Origin of the sequence: Rhodophyticola sp. CCM32 (assembly GCF_004751985.1) — a bacterium.
GTDB lineage: Bacteria > Pseudomonadota > Alphaproteobacteria > Rhodobacterales > Rhodobacteraceae > Rhodophyticola.
The window spans coordinates 3,208,234-3,222,365 of the sequence record NZ_CP038492.1; the positions used below are offsets into that span (position 1 = coordinate 3,208,234).

At 61.2% G+C, this 14,132-nt stretch carries 16 protein-coding genes; 7 read left to right on the forward strand and 9 right to left on the reverse strand.

Features of this window, described 5'->3' with window-relative positions:
• Positions 1-80: 80 nt before the first annotated feature.
• The 3 genes from E2K80_RS15645 to E2K80_RS15655 are packed head-to-tail and all read left to right on the forward strand — an operon-like array spanning position 81 to position 1,248.
• Complete coding sequence (locus tag E2K80_RS15645) at positions 81-497, forward strand: antitoxin Xre-like helix-turn-helix domain-containing protein (RefSeq protein ID WP_135375836.1); 417 nt, start codon at positions 81-83, stop codon at positions 495-497.
• Positions 494-706 carry a hypothetical protein gene (locus E2K80_RS15650; protein ID WP_135375837.1) on the forward strand — a complete coding sequence of 71 codons (213 nt, stop codon included), beginning with the start codon at positions 494-496 and terminating at the stop codon, positions 704-706. The genes E2K80_RS15645 and E2K80_RS15650 overlap by 4 nt, the downstream gene beginning before the upstream one ends.
• A gap of 29 nt (positions 707-735) precedes the next feature.
• Positions 736-1,248: an RES family NAD+ phosphorylase gene (locus tag E2K80_RS15655; RefSeq protein ID WP_168193221.1), complete on the forward strand. Its 513-nt coding sequence runs from the start codon at positions 736-738 to the stop codon at positions 1,246-1,248.
• 119 nt (positions 1,249-1,367) lie between these two features.
• On the opposite strand, the gene E2K80_RS15660 is transcribed toward E2K80_RS15655, so the two are convergent.
• From E2K80_RS15660 to E2K80_RS15675, 4 genes are all read right to left on the reverse strand, one after another.
• Positions 1,368-2,396, reverse strand: coding sequence for an NAD-dependent epimerase/dehydratase family protein (locus E2K80_RS15660; protein ID WP_135375839.1), 1,029 nt, complete (start codon positions 2,394-2,396; stop codon positions 1,368-1,370).
• A 385-nt stretch (positions 2,397-2,781) separates the two neighbouring features.
• Positions 2,782-3,828 (reverse strand): UDP-glucose 4-epimerase GalE, encoded by a 1,047-nt coding sequence (galE, locus tag E2K80_RS15665; RefSeq protein WP_135375840.1) that lies wholly within the window; start codon positions 3,826-3,828, stop codon positions 2,782-2,784.
• Positions 3,829-3,870: 42 nt separating this feature from the next.
• On the reverse strand, positions 3,871-4,479 hold the full coding sequence (locus tag E2K80_RS15670) for a sugar transferase (protein ID WP_238475561.1): 609 nt from the start codon (positions 4,477-4,479) through the stop codon (positions 3,871-3,873).
• Positions 4,476-5,327: an NAD-dependent epimerase/dehydratase family protein gene (locus tag E2K80_RS15675; RefSeq protein WP_274379230.1), complete on the reverse strand. Its 852-nt coding sequence runs from the start codon at positions 5,325-5,327 to the stop codon at positions 4,476-4,478. The genes E2K80_RS15670 and E2K80_RS15675 overlap by 4 nt, the downstream gene beginning before the upstream one ends.
• Before the next feature lie 102 nt (positions 5,328-5,429).
• Between E2K80_RS15675 and E2K80_RS15680 the strand changes: the two genes are divergently transcribed.
• Positions 5,430-6,545, forward strand: a complete 1,116-nt coding sequence (locus E2K80_RS15680) for a polysaccharide biosynthesis/export family protein (protein ID WP_135375843.1) — start codon at positions 5,430-5,432, stop codon at positions 6,543-6,545.
• Between the two features lie 28 nt (positions 6,546-6,573).
• On the opposite strand, the gene E2K80_RS15685 is transcribed toward E2K80_RS15680, so the two are convergent.
• From E2K80_RS15685 to rfbC, 5 genes are all read right to left on the reverse strand, one after another.
• Complete coding sequence (locus E2K80_RS15685) at positions 6,574-7,824, reverse strand: glycosyltransferase family 4 protein (RefSeq protein ID WP_135375844.1); 1,251 nt, start codon at positions 7,822-7,824, stop codon at positions 6,574-6,576.
• A gap of 72 nt (positions 7,825-7,896) precedes the next feature.
• Entirely contained in the window at positions 7,897-8,775 is an 879-nt protein-coding gene (gene rfbA / locus E2K80_RS15690; RefSeq protein WP_135375845.1) for a glucose-1-phosphate thymidylyltransferase RfbA, read from the reverse strand.
• A 2-nt stretch (positions 8,776-8,777) separates the two neighbouring features.
• On the reverse strand, positions 8,778-9,626 hold the full coding sequence (gene rfbD, locus E2K80_RS15695) for a dTDP-4-dehydrorhamnose reductase (protein ID WP_135375846.1): 849 nt from the start codon (positions 9,624-9,626) through the stop codon (positions 8,778-8,780).
• Positions 9,623-10,663 (reverse strand): dTDP-glucose 4,6-dehydratase, encoded by a 1,041-nt coding sequence (rfbB, locus tag E2K80_RS15700; RefSeq protein WP_135375847.1) that lies wholly within the window; start codon positions 10,661-10,663, stop codon positions 9,623-9,625. Before rfbB ends, rfbD begins: the two co-directional genes overlap by 4 nt.
• On the reverse strand, positions 10,660-11,232 hold the full coding sequence (gene rfbC, locus E2K80_RS15705) for a dTDP-4-dehydrorhamnose 3,5-epimerase (RefSeq protein WP_135375848.1): 573 nt from the start codon (positions 11,230-11,232) through the stop codon (positions 10,660-10,662). Before rfbC ends, rfbB begins: the two co-directional genes overlap by 4 nt.
• 144 nt (positions 11,233-11,376) lie before the next feature.
• On the opposite strand from rfbC, the gene hslO reads away from it, so the two are divergent.
• Genes hslO through E2K80_RS15720 form a run of 3 tightly spaced genes read left to right on the forward strand, consistent with a single transcriptional unit; the run spans position 11,377 to position 14,130 of the window.
• Positions 11,377-12,390, forward strand: coding sequence for an Hsp33 family molecular chaperone HslO (gene hslO / locus E2K80_RS15710; RefSeq protein WP_135375849.1), 1,014 nt, complete (start codon positions 11,377-11,379; stop codon positions 12,388-12,390).
• Positions 12,374-12,976, forward strand: coding sequence for a CoA pyrophosphatase (locus tag E2K80_RS15715; RefSeq protein WP_135375850.1), 603 nt, complete (start codon positions 12,374-12,376; stop codon positions 12,974-12,976). The genes hslO and E2K80_RS15715 overlap by 17 nt, the downstream gene beginning before the upstream one ends.
• Positions 12,973-14,130 (forward strand): CCA tRNA nucleotidyltransferase, encoded by a 1,158-nt coding sequence (locus tag E2K80_RS15720; RefSeq protein ID WP_135375851.1) that lies wholly within the window; start codon positions 12,973-12,975, stop codon positions 14,128-14,130. Before E2K80_RS15715 ends, E2K80_RS15720 begins: the two co-directional genes overlap by 4 nt.
• The last annotated feature ends 2 nt before the right edge of the window (positions 14,131-14,132 follow it).

Below are 14,132 nucleotides of genomic sequence, written 5' to 3' on the forward strand. Positions count from 1 at the left end.
GCTGCCGGGCGGGTGTCTTGAAACCGATTGATCAAAGCCTTATCATATGATATGAATATGCATATCATAAGGATAGATCAATGGTGGCAATCCTTCAGCAGATATCAAGACCCGCGGCGATCACGCCGTTGAACGACCCCCGGAATATTGCGGTGGTCGTCAAGGCGGTCGTGCGGATTGCGGAGGCATGGTCTTTGAGCAATGCGGAAGCCTCGGCATTGTTCGATGTCCCGACTGCCACATGGAGCCGGATGAAAGTCGGTTCATTCAAGGGCAATCTGGATCAGGACAAGATGATGCGCGCGAGTTTTCTGATCGGCATCTTCAAGGGTCTGAGACTTCTGTTTAACGGCCCGTTGGAGACGGGATGGCCAAAGCAACCGAATACAGGCAGCCTGTTTTCGGGCAAAACACCGGTGGAGAAGATGATTTCGGGCGGGATACCGGCAATGATGCTGGTAAGGCGCCATATTGATGCGCTGCGGGGTGGATTGTGACCGATGCATCAATGCTTCCCATCCGCGCATTCGTCGAAGCAAATACCACGCGGTTTATCTCGACAGCCTATATTGACGATCCGGCGCTCAACCCGCTGTCGGATACGGCGGATGAGCTTTCCTTTCTGGAGGCGTTCGAAGCGCTGACATCCTCACGGCGGGGCTGCCGGAATTTATCCCTCCCGGCGTCTCCCCTGATGAGCTTCTGAACAAGCATCACGGCTATGGCTGGAGCTATGTGAATGCCGCATTCTGCTACACCCGTGATACGGGCAATCGGTTCAACGGCCCGGAAAGAGGGGCGTGGTATGCGGCATGGGGGAAAGACCGGGTCAAGACCGCGCAGGCGGAAGTCTCGTGGCATCTTTCGCGCGAGCTTGAAGCAACCGGAATTTTCGAGAATGTGACATCCTATCGAGAGCTTAACGCGTCTTTTGCAACCAGCTTTCACGATTTGAGTGGCACGCCGGAGGATTCTGCTTTGAACCCTGATATTTCAAAAGGGTATGTGGATGGCCAGAAACTTGCCGCCCAGCTTATGGGGTTGAACGCAAATGGCATTCTTTACCCGTCGGTTCGCAGATGCGGTGGCAGATGCCTGGCAGCGTTTCGCCCGCATCTGGTTCAGAACATACAGCAAGGCGATACCTGGATCTTTGAATGGTCGGGAGATCCCAACCCTTCGGTTACCAGAGCATTTTGCATCAAACCTGACGCGGACGCCTCGGCCTCTCAACCTGCAAAGCACTGATTTCGAAGGGGGATGCGATGGCATCTGATCCAATGAAACGGCAAAATGCTTTAACCACAACGGACAGATGACAGGCGGCTCCATCCCCGTTGCGCCGCTGCGCCGCTGCGGCCCCCGTATCAGACCTCATAGAAATCGCGATACCAGGCGACGAATTCGGCAACGCCATCGGCCACCTGCGTCTTCGGGGTATACCCTGTCAGCCGTTGCAACAGATCCGCATCGGCCCAGGTGGCGGGCACATCGCCGGGCTGCATCTCCATCATGTTGCGGATCGCGGGCCTGCCGATGGCGGTTTCGATGGCGGCAATGAAATCCATCAACTGAACCGGTTGCGAATTGCCGATATTCACCACCCGCCAGGGCGCGACCGGCGACAGGCTGTCACCTTCAACGATATCCTCGGGGGTCTCGGGGCGTTCCGGCGCCACGTCGATCAGCCGCACGATCCCGTCGACCAGATCTTCCACATAGGTGAAATCGCGGGCCATATCGCCGTGATTGTAGATGTCGATCGGCAGACCTTCCAGAATCGCCTTGGTAAATTTGAACAGCGCCATATCGGGCCGTCCCCAGGGCCCGTATACGGTGAAGAAACGGAACATGGTGGTCGGCAGGTCAAACAGATGGGCATAGGAATGCGCCATCGCCTCATTGGCCTTTTTGGTCGCGGCGTAAAAGGACATCTGGGTGTCCGATTTCGCGGTCTCGGCATAGGGCATCCGGGTGTTGGCACCATAGACCGATGAGGTCGAGGCCAGAAGCATATGCTGAGGCGGCACCGCGCGGGCGGCCTCCAGCAGGCGGAAAGTGCCGATCAGGTTCGCGTTGACATAGCTTTCGGGGTTGTCGATCGAATAGCGCACGCCGGCCTGGGCGGCCAGATGCACCACCGCATCGGGCCTGTGATCGGCAAACAGACCATCCAGCACAACGGGGGTTTCGACCCGTTCGGTCACCGCAGTAAAGCCCTGATTCTGAAGCAATATGCTTTGACGGCGGGTTTTGAGTGCGACGTCGTAATAATCGGTCAGCGCGTCGAGGCCGATCACCTGCCAGCCCTCGGCCAACAGGCGGCGGCACAGGTGATATCCGATGAACCCCGCAGAACCGGTGATCAGGGCAGTGCGGGTGTTGGGCGATGGCATGGGGCGACCTCGTCAGTTTTGGTGCGCAAGCCTTAACAACCTGAAGCCCCCCGCCAAGCGCGTGGCGGGCAGTATTTTGCATATGCAGCATTCCTGCCCTGAAAGGCATCTCTGCTATGTGAAAATGCTACCTTGTCTGCAACACTGGACTGAAATTCAGCAGCAACGCATATGCATAGCGCTGAGGGCATCGCCCGAACCGAGGGGTGGGCGAGAAGCGCCCGCCCCATGGGTTCGGTCGGGCGCTGCCCGGCGGTGCCGCCGCCGGGCGATGCTCTACCCTTGAGAAGGTGATTGATATGGCGCTTTCCCTGTCTTTTATGGAAAGACGTTCTGCCAGTGGAAAATCAGATAGGTCCTGCAAGCCTTTGAAATCAAGGCCTGTTCAACGCGTTGCGGCGTTTTGTACCCAGGTCCAGCTGCTTTGGCACATATCGGCCAGGGATTTCCGGGTCGAAAACCCAAGAAGCTCTTTCGCTTTCTCCGTCTCGGCACAATAGACCGGCACATCGCCGGGCCGTCGGGGGGCGATTTCAAAGGGCAGATCCTGACCGCAGGCATCGGAATAGGCCGCGATAATCTCCAGAACCGAATGGCCCTGCCCGGTGCCCAGATTGACCAGATGGCTTTTGCCGTCCGCGATCAGGGCGGACAGCGACAGAACATGGCCATGGGCCAGATCTTCCACATGGATGTAATCGCGCACGCCGGTGCCGTCGGGTGTGGGGTAATCATTGCCAAAAACCTGCACCAGGGGCAGTTCACCCAAGGCGACCTTGGCCACGAAGGGCATCAGATTGCTTGGCGTATCCTTTGGATTCTCACCCAGAAGGCCAGAGCCATGGGCGCCAGCCGGGTTGAAATAGCGCAGGATGCCGAAGGCCCAGGACGGATCAGTGGCAACCAGATGTTCCAGCACTTCCTCGCCCAGGATTTTGCTTTTCCCATAAGGGTTCATGGCCTGTCGTGGCGCGGTTTCCGGGGTCGGTGTCTGATCGGGAAGCCCGTAAACCGTCGCCGAGGAGGAAAAGACCAGCCGTCGGCATCCCGCGCGTTCCATCGCGGCCAGCAATGTCAGCAGACCGCCCAGATTGCTTTCCAGATAGGTCAGGGGCATTTTCATGCTGTCGCCAACGGATTTCAGCGCTGCGAAATGCACAACCGCAACAATGTCGTGGTCGGCAAAGACCTGATCCAGCAGCGCGCCATTGCGCACATCGCCGGTGATGCAGGTGACCGGCGCATTGGTCAGCTGGGCCAGACGATCGGGCACATCGGCCTGGGCATTGCCGAAATTATCGAGGATCACCACCTCATACCCGGCCTGTTTCAGGGCCAGATAGGTATGAGATCCGATATATCCTGCCCCCCTGTGAGAAGGATTTTGCCAGCCATTCCCGTCCCTTTCGCGCGTTTGAGCGAGTGCTGACATGATTTCCGCGCAAGGTCAAACAGCCCCCCGTTGCAAACCGGGTCAGCGCCAGAACACCTGACGGATCGTTGCGATAATCAGCAGGACATCAAAGCAGAGATTGCTGTGGCGCTGATAGATCAGATCGAGCCGGGCTTTGCGCGGAATACAGGCATTTGTATAGACCCTGTCGGTTTCCCCGGCGGTCCGGCACCGCGCCAGCAGCCTGTGTTCATGCTTGCAATAGACCAGGGAGGCAAGCCCCGTGACCCCGGGCCGGTTTTTCAGAACCTGCGTATAAAGCGCGGGGCATTTTTCCACATATTCACGCAAGGGCGGGCGCGGCCCGACAAAGCTCAGATCGCCTTTCAGAATGTTCCAGAGCTGTGGCAATTCATCCAGCCGCCGGGCGCGCAGCCAGCGACCGGCAGGGGTGATCCGGGCGCGTTTATGCCCGCCTGACACACCGGCATCATGTTTCGCGACGGTCATGGTGCGCAGTTTCAGCAGGCCAAAGGGGTGACCCGGCGCGCGCATCCGTTCCGAGATATAGAAGAGCGGGCCGCCCTGAACCCGCCAGAGCCAGATCAGAAGGCCGATCAGAACCGGGCCCAGAATGACGGTGAGACAGATGGCGAACCCCAGATCAAAGATGCGTTTCTGCCAGGTCACGCAGATGCGCTGCCCGTGGTCACATAGCTGCGCCATTCTGCAAGCAGGCGTTCAGCTGTGCCCGTCTCAGGGGCCAGGGGGATCAGCCCCATCAGGCGCGAGGTATCCAGTTCCAGTTGCGGCACGGCGGTATCGGGGGCCGGGCGCCAGGCCCATGGTATCCGGGCGCGGACCAGAAAATCGGCCATCTCAACCGCGTCGGGCGGTGCGAAATTGACGATCCGGGGCAGGGTTCTGGTGCCAAGGCAAAGGATCAGATCGGCCAGAGCATGGGCAAAGCTGGCCGGGCCGAAATAGCTGCGCCGGGGGCTGCGGCCATCGGCGAACCGGTCCAGCGTGACCGGAACAGGCCCGGCATTCATCGGGCCAAGCAATGCATCCGCGCCGGCCACATTGCCGATACGCAGGCAGGTGAAGGCGCCGCCCTTGGCATAGGCGGCCTGCTCCATCTTCAGTTTTGACTGACCATAAAGCGTTTCAGGGTGCGGGGTCTTCTCCTCATGGCAGGGGGTTGAGGCGCGGCCATACACAGCGGCGGAAGAGCACAGGAACAGATGCGCCCCGCTATCTGTTGCCGCGTCCAGCGCGGCAAGGGCCAGCCGGGTGTTATCAGACATCGGCCCTGACCTGCGGGGGACCACACCGGCCAGAACCACCACCGCGTCCTTTCCGGCAATCGCCTGCTGCAGGGCCCATGGCTCAGCCAGCGGATCGCAGGTGATCCAGCCCGGTGCGGCAGGGGGGCTGCGCCGGGTTTGCCAGGTCACATCCAGATCCGCCCTGTTTTGCCAGCCCCATTGAAGCATCCGCCCCAAACGACCTGTTGCACCAATAACCAGAACCCGCAATTGCGTGCCTTTCTTATCCTAAGGCGTTGACCCCCCGGCGATGAGCGTATCGTATGGTGAAAGGTTTAATATATGGTCGCCGACAGAGTGAGGCAGGGTAACATGAAGTGCAGTGCAGGTATCTGCTTGGTTCTGGCGGTTTTTATGGCGCTGACGGCCTGTTCCCTGCCGCGCAGCGCGCCGCTGGAGCGCGAAATCCTGCGTGAGGCCGATGATGTGGCTGCCGGTTTCGCCATATATCCGGTGACCCGTGATTTTCTGCCCGTCCTGGCCGAATGGCCCCTGACCGGAGAATCGGGGCTGCGATGGATCACCGCCAGTTCAGGGTCACGCGGGCAGGTGATTTCACCCGGCGATATGTTGAACCTTGTCATCTGGGACAGTGCCGAGAATTCGCTGCTGACCTCTGCCGAACAGCGTGTTGTGCCGTTCGAAAACATGCGCGTGGCCCCCAATGGCACAATCTTTGTGCCTTATGTGGGCGCGGCAGATGTGGCGGGTCTGTCACCCGAAGCGGCGCGCGCATACCTGCAGGAGGAATTGGAGGTGATTGTCCCTTCGGCGCAGGTGCAACTGACCCTGACCGAGGGCCGGGGCAATTCCGTCTATCTGGTGGGGGGTGTCACGGCGCCGGGCAGCTTTCCGATGCCGGACCGGTCATTCACGGTTCTGAACCTGATCGCGGAGGGGGGCGGTGTGCGGGCCGATCTGGAAAATCCGCAGATCCGCCTGATGCGTGGCGGCCATCTCTATGGCACCTCGATCAACCGGCTGTATAGCGAGCCGCGGCTTGATACGCGCCTGCAAGGCGGCGATCAGGTGATTGTCGAGGAGGACCGGCGCTATTTCCTGTCGCTTGGGGCGACGGGCCGACAGGCGCAGCACCCGTTTCCGCAGGATATCGTCACCGCGCTGGATGCGATGGCGATCATTGGCGGGGTGTCCCCGCAGCGTGCCGACCCGCAGGGCGTGTTGATCCTGCGGGAATACCCCACCACTGCGCTTAGCGACGGGGATCACGGCCCAGGGGAACAACGGGTGGTGTTTGCGCTGGATCTGACAAGCGCGGACGGGGTGTTCAGCGCCGGTAATTTTCGTATTGCCTCTGGCGATCTGGTTCTGGCGACCGAAAGCCCGGTCACATCGGCACAGACGGTTTTTGCCCTGCTCGGGTCACTTGTGGGGCTGGGCAGTCAGATCAATAATATTTCGGATTAGGGCCTTTGGGGTTCTGAACGCGGTTGTCTCAGCCCGGCGGTGTGATCTGTTGTGCCTTGGGCACCAGGCTGTTCATCTTGTCCAGATGCACCGGCAATGTCTGGCTGAGGAAATCATAACGCTCCAGCATAAGCGCCCGCGCGGCGGGGCCCAGATGGGCATAGTCATCGGGGGCTTTCAGAACCTCGACCACCTGATCGGCCAGCGCCCTGGGCTTGAAGAAATCCACCAGCAGGCCGGTTTTTCCATGGGTCATGACCTCACGCACCGGCGCGGTGTCTGAGGCGACAATCGTTGCCTCCATCGCCATGCATTCCAGCAGGGACCAGGACAGAACGAAGGGCACGGTCAGATAGATATGGCAGCGGCTGATCTGGATGATTTTCTGAAAATCCGCATAAGGCACTTTCCCCAGAAAATGCACCCGGTTCCAGTCAACCCGGTTGCCGATCTCACGTTCCATCTCGGCGCGATAGCCGCCATCGGCGCGGCTTTTCTTGCCATAGGAGGTCTCGCTGCCGCCGATGATCAGAACCCGCGCTTTGGGCCGGGCGGCCAGAATGTCAGGCAAGGCGCGCATGAAGACGTGGAAACCGCGGGTCGGTTCCATATTGCGGGCCATATAGGTGAAAACCTCATCATCGCGGGTGATATCGCGCCCCAATCGGCCCAGAGATATCTGTGCCGCCGGGTTTGGTTTCAGCAGGTCGGCGCGGATCCCGTCATGACAGCAATAGATTTTTGAATGGAAGCTTTCGGGAAAGGTGTTCATTTGCCACGCTGTGGGGGAATGACCCAGATCGACGGTTTCGATATTGGCGAAATTCACCGCATTGCGGGCATGCATGATGAAAGGCGCATGCTCGGAGGCGGGGAATTCAGGGTCGAACCCGACCGAGCCGCCCCGGGCGAGATAGAAATATTCGAAAAAGCCGATCACCGGGACATGTGGCCAGACCTGTTTCAGAAATGTCAGCTCGCCCCAGCCGACATGGCCCAGCACCAGATCAGGCACAAAGCCGTCTGCCTCAAGCTTCTGACAGGCGCGGACCACGCCAAAGCCCGAACCACAGCATTCTTCCCAGTATTTCGACAGGGCATAGGCATCTTCCGCCGGGCGATGATGGGGGGCATAGCCAAAGACCGACATGCCTGGAATTTTGGGCGGTGTTGTGCTTTGGGTCAGGGCCACCATCTGGTGCCCCCCCTGTTTGATCAGCCAATCAATCAATTGCCGGTACTGGCCCGGGAAATTCTGGTGGATAAACAGTATTTTCATCGTAACCGGAGCTTTCTGGACGGGCTTGGGATTACTTTCGGCTGAAATCGGCCCTGTCGCAACCCGCTGACATCATTTGGCGGCGGCGGCAACCAGATCGGCAAGATAGCGGCCATAGTCGTTTTTTCCCAGAAGGGCCGCGCGATCCGCAAGCTGGTCAATGCTGATCCAGCCCATGTCAAACGCAACCTCTTCGGGGCATCCGACCTGCAGGCCCTGCCGGGTTTCCAGCGTGCGCACGAAATTGCCCGCATCCATCAGGCTGCCATGGGTGCCGGTATCCAGCCAGGCATAACCGCGCCCCATCAGTTGCACATTCAGGGCATCCTCCTGCAGATAGGCTTGCAGAAGATCGGTGATTTCCAGCTCTCCCCGGGCAGAGGGGCGTTGACCGCGCACCCGGTCGGGCGCGGTGCCATCCAGAAAATAGAGCCCGGTCACGGCATAGTTCGAGGCGGGTTCGGCCGGTTTCTCCACAATCTCCCGCGCCTGCCCCCCGGCTGTGAAACGGACCACACCATACCGTTCAGGGTCGGACACGTGATAGCCGAAGACGGTGCCGCCCTGGGGTGTTGCATTTGCCATCAGGTCAGGCAGGCCATGGCCGAAAAACAGGTTGTCCCCAAGGATCATGGCGGAAGCTGTGCCAGCCAGGAAATCCTCGGCCAGAAGATAGGCCTGCGCCAGACCGTCAGGCGTGGGCTGCACGATATAGCTGAGATCAAGGCCCCAGTGATGGCCATCACCCAGAAGCGCCTGAAACTGCGCCTGATCCTGCGGCGTGGTGATGATGGCAATCTCGCGTATCCCAGCCAGCATCAGAACGCTGAGAGGGTAGTAGATCATCGGCTTGTCATAGACCGGCAGAAGCTGTTTCGAGACACCCATGGTGATCGGGTAAAGCCGGGTGCCGGAACCGCCGGCCAGAATGATGCCTTTGCGTGCTGTCATGGTCACGGACCTTTCACAGAAGAGAGATATGCCGCCAGATGCGCCCGCCAATCAGGCCGGGACAGGCCGAAAACCGCATTCATGCGGCGGCAATCCAGGCGGGAGTTCAGCGGCCGTTTTGCCGGGGTCGGGTAGGCGGATGTGGCAATGTCCTCCACCACGCAGGCAAGGCCGGCGGTCTGGAATATGGTGCGGGCGAAACCGGCCCAGCTGACATCGGGCTGGCCCGCGAAATGATAGGTGCCGCTGTCACCGGGCGTCTCGCACAGATGCTGGCCGATCTGCATGCAGGCCTTTGCCAGGGCATCGGCAGGGGTGGGGCCGCCGATCTGATCGGCAACAATACTCAGCCGGTCGCGAGCGGCGCCAAGGCGGAGCATCGTGGTCACGAAATTCTTGCCCGAACCGTCAAACACCCAGGATGTGCGCAGGATTGCATGGGGCCCGCCTGCGGCGCGCAGGGCCTCCTCCCCCGCCAGTTTGCTGCGCCCGTAGGCGCCGAGAGGACCGGTGGGCGCGTCAGGTTTCCGGGGCGCCTGCCCGCTGCCATCGAAGACATAATCGGTGGAGATATGGACCAGCGGAATGTTCAGCGCGGCACAGGATTGCGCCATGGCGGCGGGTGCCTCCGCATTGATGATCTGCGCCAGCTCCTCCTCTGCCTCGGCCCCGTCGACATCGGTGAAGGCAGCGGCATTGATGACCAGATCGGGCATTGCCGTTTTGATGGCGGCGCGGCAGGTTTCCGGCATAGACAGATCAGCCTCGGCCCGGCCAAGCGCGATGACATCGGGCAGATCGGCCAAGGCATTGCCCACCTGCCCTGTGGCCCCGAACACCAGAACCGTCATGTCGCTTTGCCAAGGCGGTCGCCCACCCCGGCCCGGGTTTGCAGCCTGCGCCACCAGTCTTCATTTTCCAGATACCAGTTCACGGTGCGGTCCAGCCCTTCCTCCAGCGTCACGCTGGGCCGCCAGCCAAGCTCCTCCCGGATGCGGGACGGATCAATCGCATAGCGTTGATCATGGCCGGGCCGATCCGCGACAAACCGGATCTGATCGGCGTAGGGGATGGCTTTCGGGCGTGTGCGATCAAGGATGGCGCAGAGGTTTTGCACCAGGTCGATATTGCGCGCCTCGGCCTCGCCGCCAATGGCATAGCTGCGCCCGGTCCGTCCCTTTTGCAGGACGGTCAAAAGTGCCTCTGCATGATCTTCAACATAGAGCCAATCCCGCACGTTAGACCCTGTTCCATAGACCGGAATGGTCTTTCCGGCGAGGGCGTTCAGGATCACCACAGGGATCAGTTTCTCAGGAAAATGGAACGGCCCGTAATTGTTGGAACAATTGCTCAGAACCACCGGCAGGCCATAGGTTTCATGCCAGGCGCGGGCCAGATGATCGGCCCCCGCCTTGGAGGCGGCATAGGGGCTGTTGGGGGCATAGGGGCTGCTTTCGGAAAACTGCCCCTCCGGCCCCAGACTGCCGAACACCTCATCGGTGGAAATCTGGTGGAAACGAAAACCTTCGGGTTTGCCCAGACCCACCCAATAGGCCCGGGCAGCCTCCAGCAGGGTGGCAGTGCCGCGCAGATTTGTGTCGATGAAATCAAGCGGGCCGTCAATTGACCGGTCCACATGGCTTTCGGCGGCCAGATGCATGATTGCATCGGGCTGATATCTGTCCAGCACCTGATCCATGGCCGCGCGGTCGCGGATATCGGCCTGTTCAAAGGCGTAACCCGGGCTGGCGGCGACCGAGGCCACATTGTCAAGACAGGCCGCATAGGTCAGCGCATCCACATTCACCACCTGATGCCCGCGCGCAATCGCCAGCCGCACCACGGCGGACCCAATGAACCCCGCGCCGCCGGTGACCATCAGTTTCATGGCGCGGCCCCTTCCCAGGCGATGCCGGAATCGAAAGCCGTGAAGGCCCCTGCCGCGTCATCCTTGGCCGATAAAACCGGTGTGCGGCCCGCCAATCCCCAGTCAATCGCCAGCCTGGGGTCGTCAAACCGCACGCTTGCCTCGCATTCCGGGGCATAGACATCGCTGCATTTATAGATCAGCTCACTTTCCGGGGCGCGGGTGACAAACCCATGCAGGAACCCCGCCGGGATCAGCAACTGCCTGCCGTTCGCGGCGCTCAGTTCCACACCGAACCACTGCCCGAATGTGGGGGAGCCGCGCCGCGCATCCACCGCCACGTCATAGATGCAGCCATGCCCGCAGCGCACCAGTTTGGCCTGGGCATGGGGCGGGGTTTGCGCATGCAACCCGCGGATCGTGCCCACAGCCTCGGACATTGAATGATTGTCCTGCACGAATTCCATGTGGATGCCATGGCTTGCAAGGGTGTTGCGGTTCCAGCTTTCGCTGAAATACCCCCGGTCATCGGCAAAGCGCCGGGGCGTCAGAATCAGCAGGCCGACAATCGGTGTCTGGTCGATTTTCACGGCAGGGCACGCCCTTCAACTCGAGTATATACAGCGCGTTCGATAGCAAGGGTTACGGAACAAGTCACCCGGAAACCCCTTGGGATTGCAGTTGCCGCGCCTATATGGGCGCGATATGCCAACCCGGCGGGCCGTGAGGGTTTTATGACACTGACCACCAAAATTGCCTGGGACGATACCGTCCTGCCGTTTCAGCTTGACCGGAGCGATATTCGCGGCCGGGTCGCCCGGCTGGACGGCACGCTTGACCGGATCCTGTCGCAACATGCCTATCCGCCGGGGGTGGAGGCGATGGTGGCCGAAATGGCGCTGCTGACCGCGCTGGTCGGGCAGACCATCAAGCTGCGCTGGAAATTGTCGCTGCAGGTGCGCGGGGATGGCCCCCTGCGCCTGATCGCGACAGATTTCTTTGCCCCGGCCGAGGATGGCGCACCGGCGCAGATCCGCGCCTATGCCAGCTATGATGCCGAGGCGTTTGACGGCAATGCCGACCCGTTCGCGCAGATCGGCAAAGGGTATTTCGCCATTCTGATCGACCAGGGGGCGGGGAATGCGCCCTATCAGGGGATCACGCCGATTGCGGGCGGCGCGCTGACCGCCTGCGCCGAGGCGTATTTCGCCCAGTCCGAGCAATTGCCGACCCGTTTCGCGCTCAGCTATGGCCGCGCGCAGGAACCGGGCGGGCAGGTGCAATGGCGTGCCGGGGGCGTGATGTTGCAGCATATGCCCAAAGCCTCCCCCCATGTGGCGGGTGAAGGGGGCACGGGTGAGGGCGGTCTGCTTTCGGCTGGTGATATTCTGGACGCGGATGAAGAAGAGAACTGGAGCCGGGCCAATCTGCTGCTCGACACGGTGGAAGAGATCGAGATGATCGGCCCGCATGTCGCCCCCACCGATCTGCTGGTGCGGCTGTTTCATGAGGAAAGCCCCCGGGTTTTTGATGCGCAACCGGTGCAGTTCGGCTGCACCTGTTCGCCTGCGAAAGTGCGGCAAAGCCTGTCGATCTATTCGGCCCGGGATATCGCCCATATGACCACCGAGGCCGGGATTGTCACCGCAGATTGTCAGTTCTGCGGGGCGCATTACCAATTCGATCCGCTGACACTGGGGTTCGAGGCGGAAAAACCAGCGGATGGTGGCGATGGGCCGGTTGGTTGATCTTGACGATCTGCGCGCGGCGCTGACCCGGCCCGCGCGCCCGTCATCTGATTATGATCTCAACCCTGAATTTGCCTTGCCCGAAACCCGCAAACTGCGCCCGGCCGCTGTGCTGGTGGTGATTGCAGAGGGTGCGCAGGGGGCCGAGGTGATCCTGACCAAGCGCGCCTCCCATCTCAAACACCATCCGGGGCAGATCGCCTTTCCCGGCGGCAAGGTGGATGAGGGCGATGCAGATGCGGTGGATGCAGCCCTGCGCGAGGCCGAGGAAGAAATCGGACTGCCGCGCAGCCATGCATCGGTGATCGGGCAGATGCCGCCCCATGAAACGGTGACGGGCTATGAGGTGACACCGGTTCTGGCGGTTTTGAAGGGCGTGTTTGACCCTGTTTCCGAACCCGGTGAGGTGGCGGAAGTCTTTCGCGCGCCGCTGGGCGTTCTGATGGACCCCAACGCCTATCGGGTGGAAGGGCGGCGCTGGCGCGGGGTCTGGCGACGGTTCTATGTGGTGCCCTATGGTCCCTATTACATCTGGGGGGCCACGGCGCGGATGCTGAAATCGCTGGCCGACCGGGTCGCCCGATGAGGTTGCAGGCAGGCTGGATGGCCCATCCCGGAACGCGGGCCTTGTGTCAGGCATTGACGGATGCGGGCCATCAGGCGCTGTTTGTGGGCGGCTGTGTGCGCAACGAGTTGATCGGCGCCGAGGTTGCAGATATCGACATTGCCACTGATGCGACACCTGACAGGGTGACCGCATTGGTGGAAACCGCCGGGCTGCGCGCCGTGCCCACGGGCATTGATCATGGCACGGTGACGGTGATTGCCAAAGGCAGGCCCCATGAGGTGACCACATTCCGCAAGGATATGGAAACCGATGGCCGACATGCGACCGTGTCGTTTTCCACCGATATTGCCGAGGATGCCGCCCGGCGCGATTTCACCATGAACGCGCTGTATGCCACCCCGGAGGGGGAGGTGCTGGACCCGGTGGGCACCGGTCTGTCCGATCTGACAGACCGGTGTTTGCGCTTTATCGGTGTGCCAGAGGATCGTATTCGCGAAGACTATCTGCGCATCCTGCGTTTCTTCCGGTTCCATGCCTGGTATGCGGACCCGGATGGCGGGATGGATGCGGATGGTTTGGCGGCCTGTGCGGCTCTGTCAGGCGGATTAGAGACACTATCAAAGGAAAGGATCAGCGCTGAGATCACCAGACTTCTGTCTGCGCCTGACCCGGCCCCGGCGGTTGCCGCGATGGTGCAGGCCGGTGTTCTGGCCCGCATCCTGCCCGGCGCGGATGCGCGGCGTTTGCCGATACTGGTGGATATGGAAACCACACTGCCCCTGCCCCTGCCGCCTGACCCGATCCGCCGCCTGGCGGCACTGGGCGGCGATGCGCCGGGCACGGCCCTGCGGCTTGGCAAGGCCGAGGCAAAACGGCTGAGCCTGCTGAGAGACGGTGTTGCGGCCTCTGCCGGACCGGGGGAGCTTGGCTATCGTCATGGTGCGGCTGCCGCCCGTGATATCCTGCTGCTCAGGGCGGCCAGTTTTGAACACCCGCTTCTCCCCGCCGATCTTGCGAGTGCCGCGCGCGGGGCGGCGGCGGAATTTCCGGTCAGCGCCGCCGATCTGATGCCGGGGCTGACCGGTGCCGCCCTTGGCGCCCGTCTGGCGGTGCTTGAACAGCGCTGGATCGCGTCGGGCTTCGCGCTTGACCGCGCCGCCTTGCTGTCCTGACC

What these genes read in the sequence shown, in the direction of transcription:
- E2K80_RS15685 (WP_135375844.1), bottom strand. Translation starts at nt 7,824, where the DNA reads ATGAAAATACTGTTTATCCACCAGAATTTCCCGGGCCAGTACCGGCAA.
- E2K80_RS15645 (WP_135375836.1), top strand. Translation starts at nt 81, where the DNA reads ATGGTGGCAATCCTTCAGCAGATATCAAGACCCGCGGCGATCACGCCG.
- E2K80_RS15680 (WP_135375843.1), top strand. Translation starts at nt 5,430, where the DNA reads ATGAAGTGCAGTGCAGGTATCTGCTTGGTTCTGGCGGTTTTTATGGCG.
- hslO (WP_135375849.1), top strand. Translation starts at nt 11,377, where the DNA reads ATGACACTGACCACCAAAATTGCCTGGGACGATACCGTCCTGCCGTTT.
- E2K80_RS15715 (WP_135375850.1), top strand. Translation starts at nt 12,374, where the DNA reads ATGGGCCGGTTGGTTGATCTTGACGATCTGCGCGCGGCGCTGACCCGG.
- E2K80_RS15660 (WP_135375839.1), bottom strand. Translation starts at nt 2,396, where the DNA reads ATGCCATCGCCCAACACCCGCACTGCCCTGATCACCGGTTCTGCGGGG.
- E2K80_RS15720 (WP_135375851.1), top strand. Translation starts at nt 12,973, where the DNA reads ATGAGGTTGCAGGCAGGCTGGATGGCCCATCCCGGAACGCGGGCCTTG.
- rfbB (WP_135375847.1), bottom strand. Translation starts at nt 10,663, where the DNA reads ATGAAACTGATGGTCACCGGCGGCGCGGGGTTCATTGGGTCCGCCGTG.
- rfbD (WP_135375846.1), bottom strand. Translation starts at nt 9,626, where the DNA reads ATGACGGTTCTGGTGTTCGGGGCCACAGGGCAGGTGGGCAATGCCTTG.
- rfbA (WP_135375845.1), bottom strand. Translation starts at nt 8,775, where the DNA reads ATGACAGCACGCAAAGGCATCATTCTGGCCGGCGGTTCCGGCACCCGG.
- galE (WP_135375840.1), bottom strand. Translation starts at nt 3,828, where the DNA reads ATGTCAGCACTCGCTCAAACGCGCGAAAGGGACGGGAATGGCTGGCAA.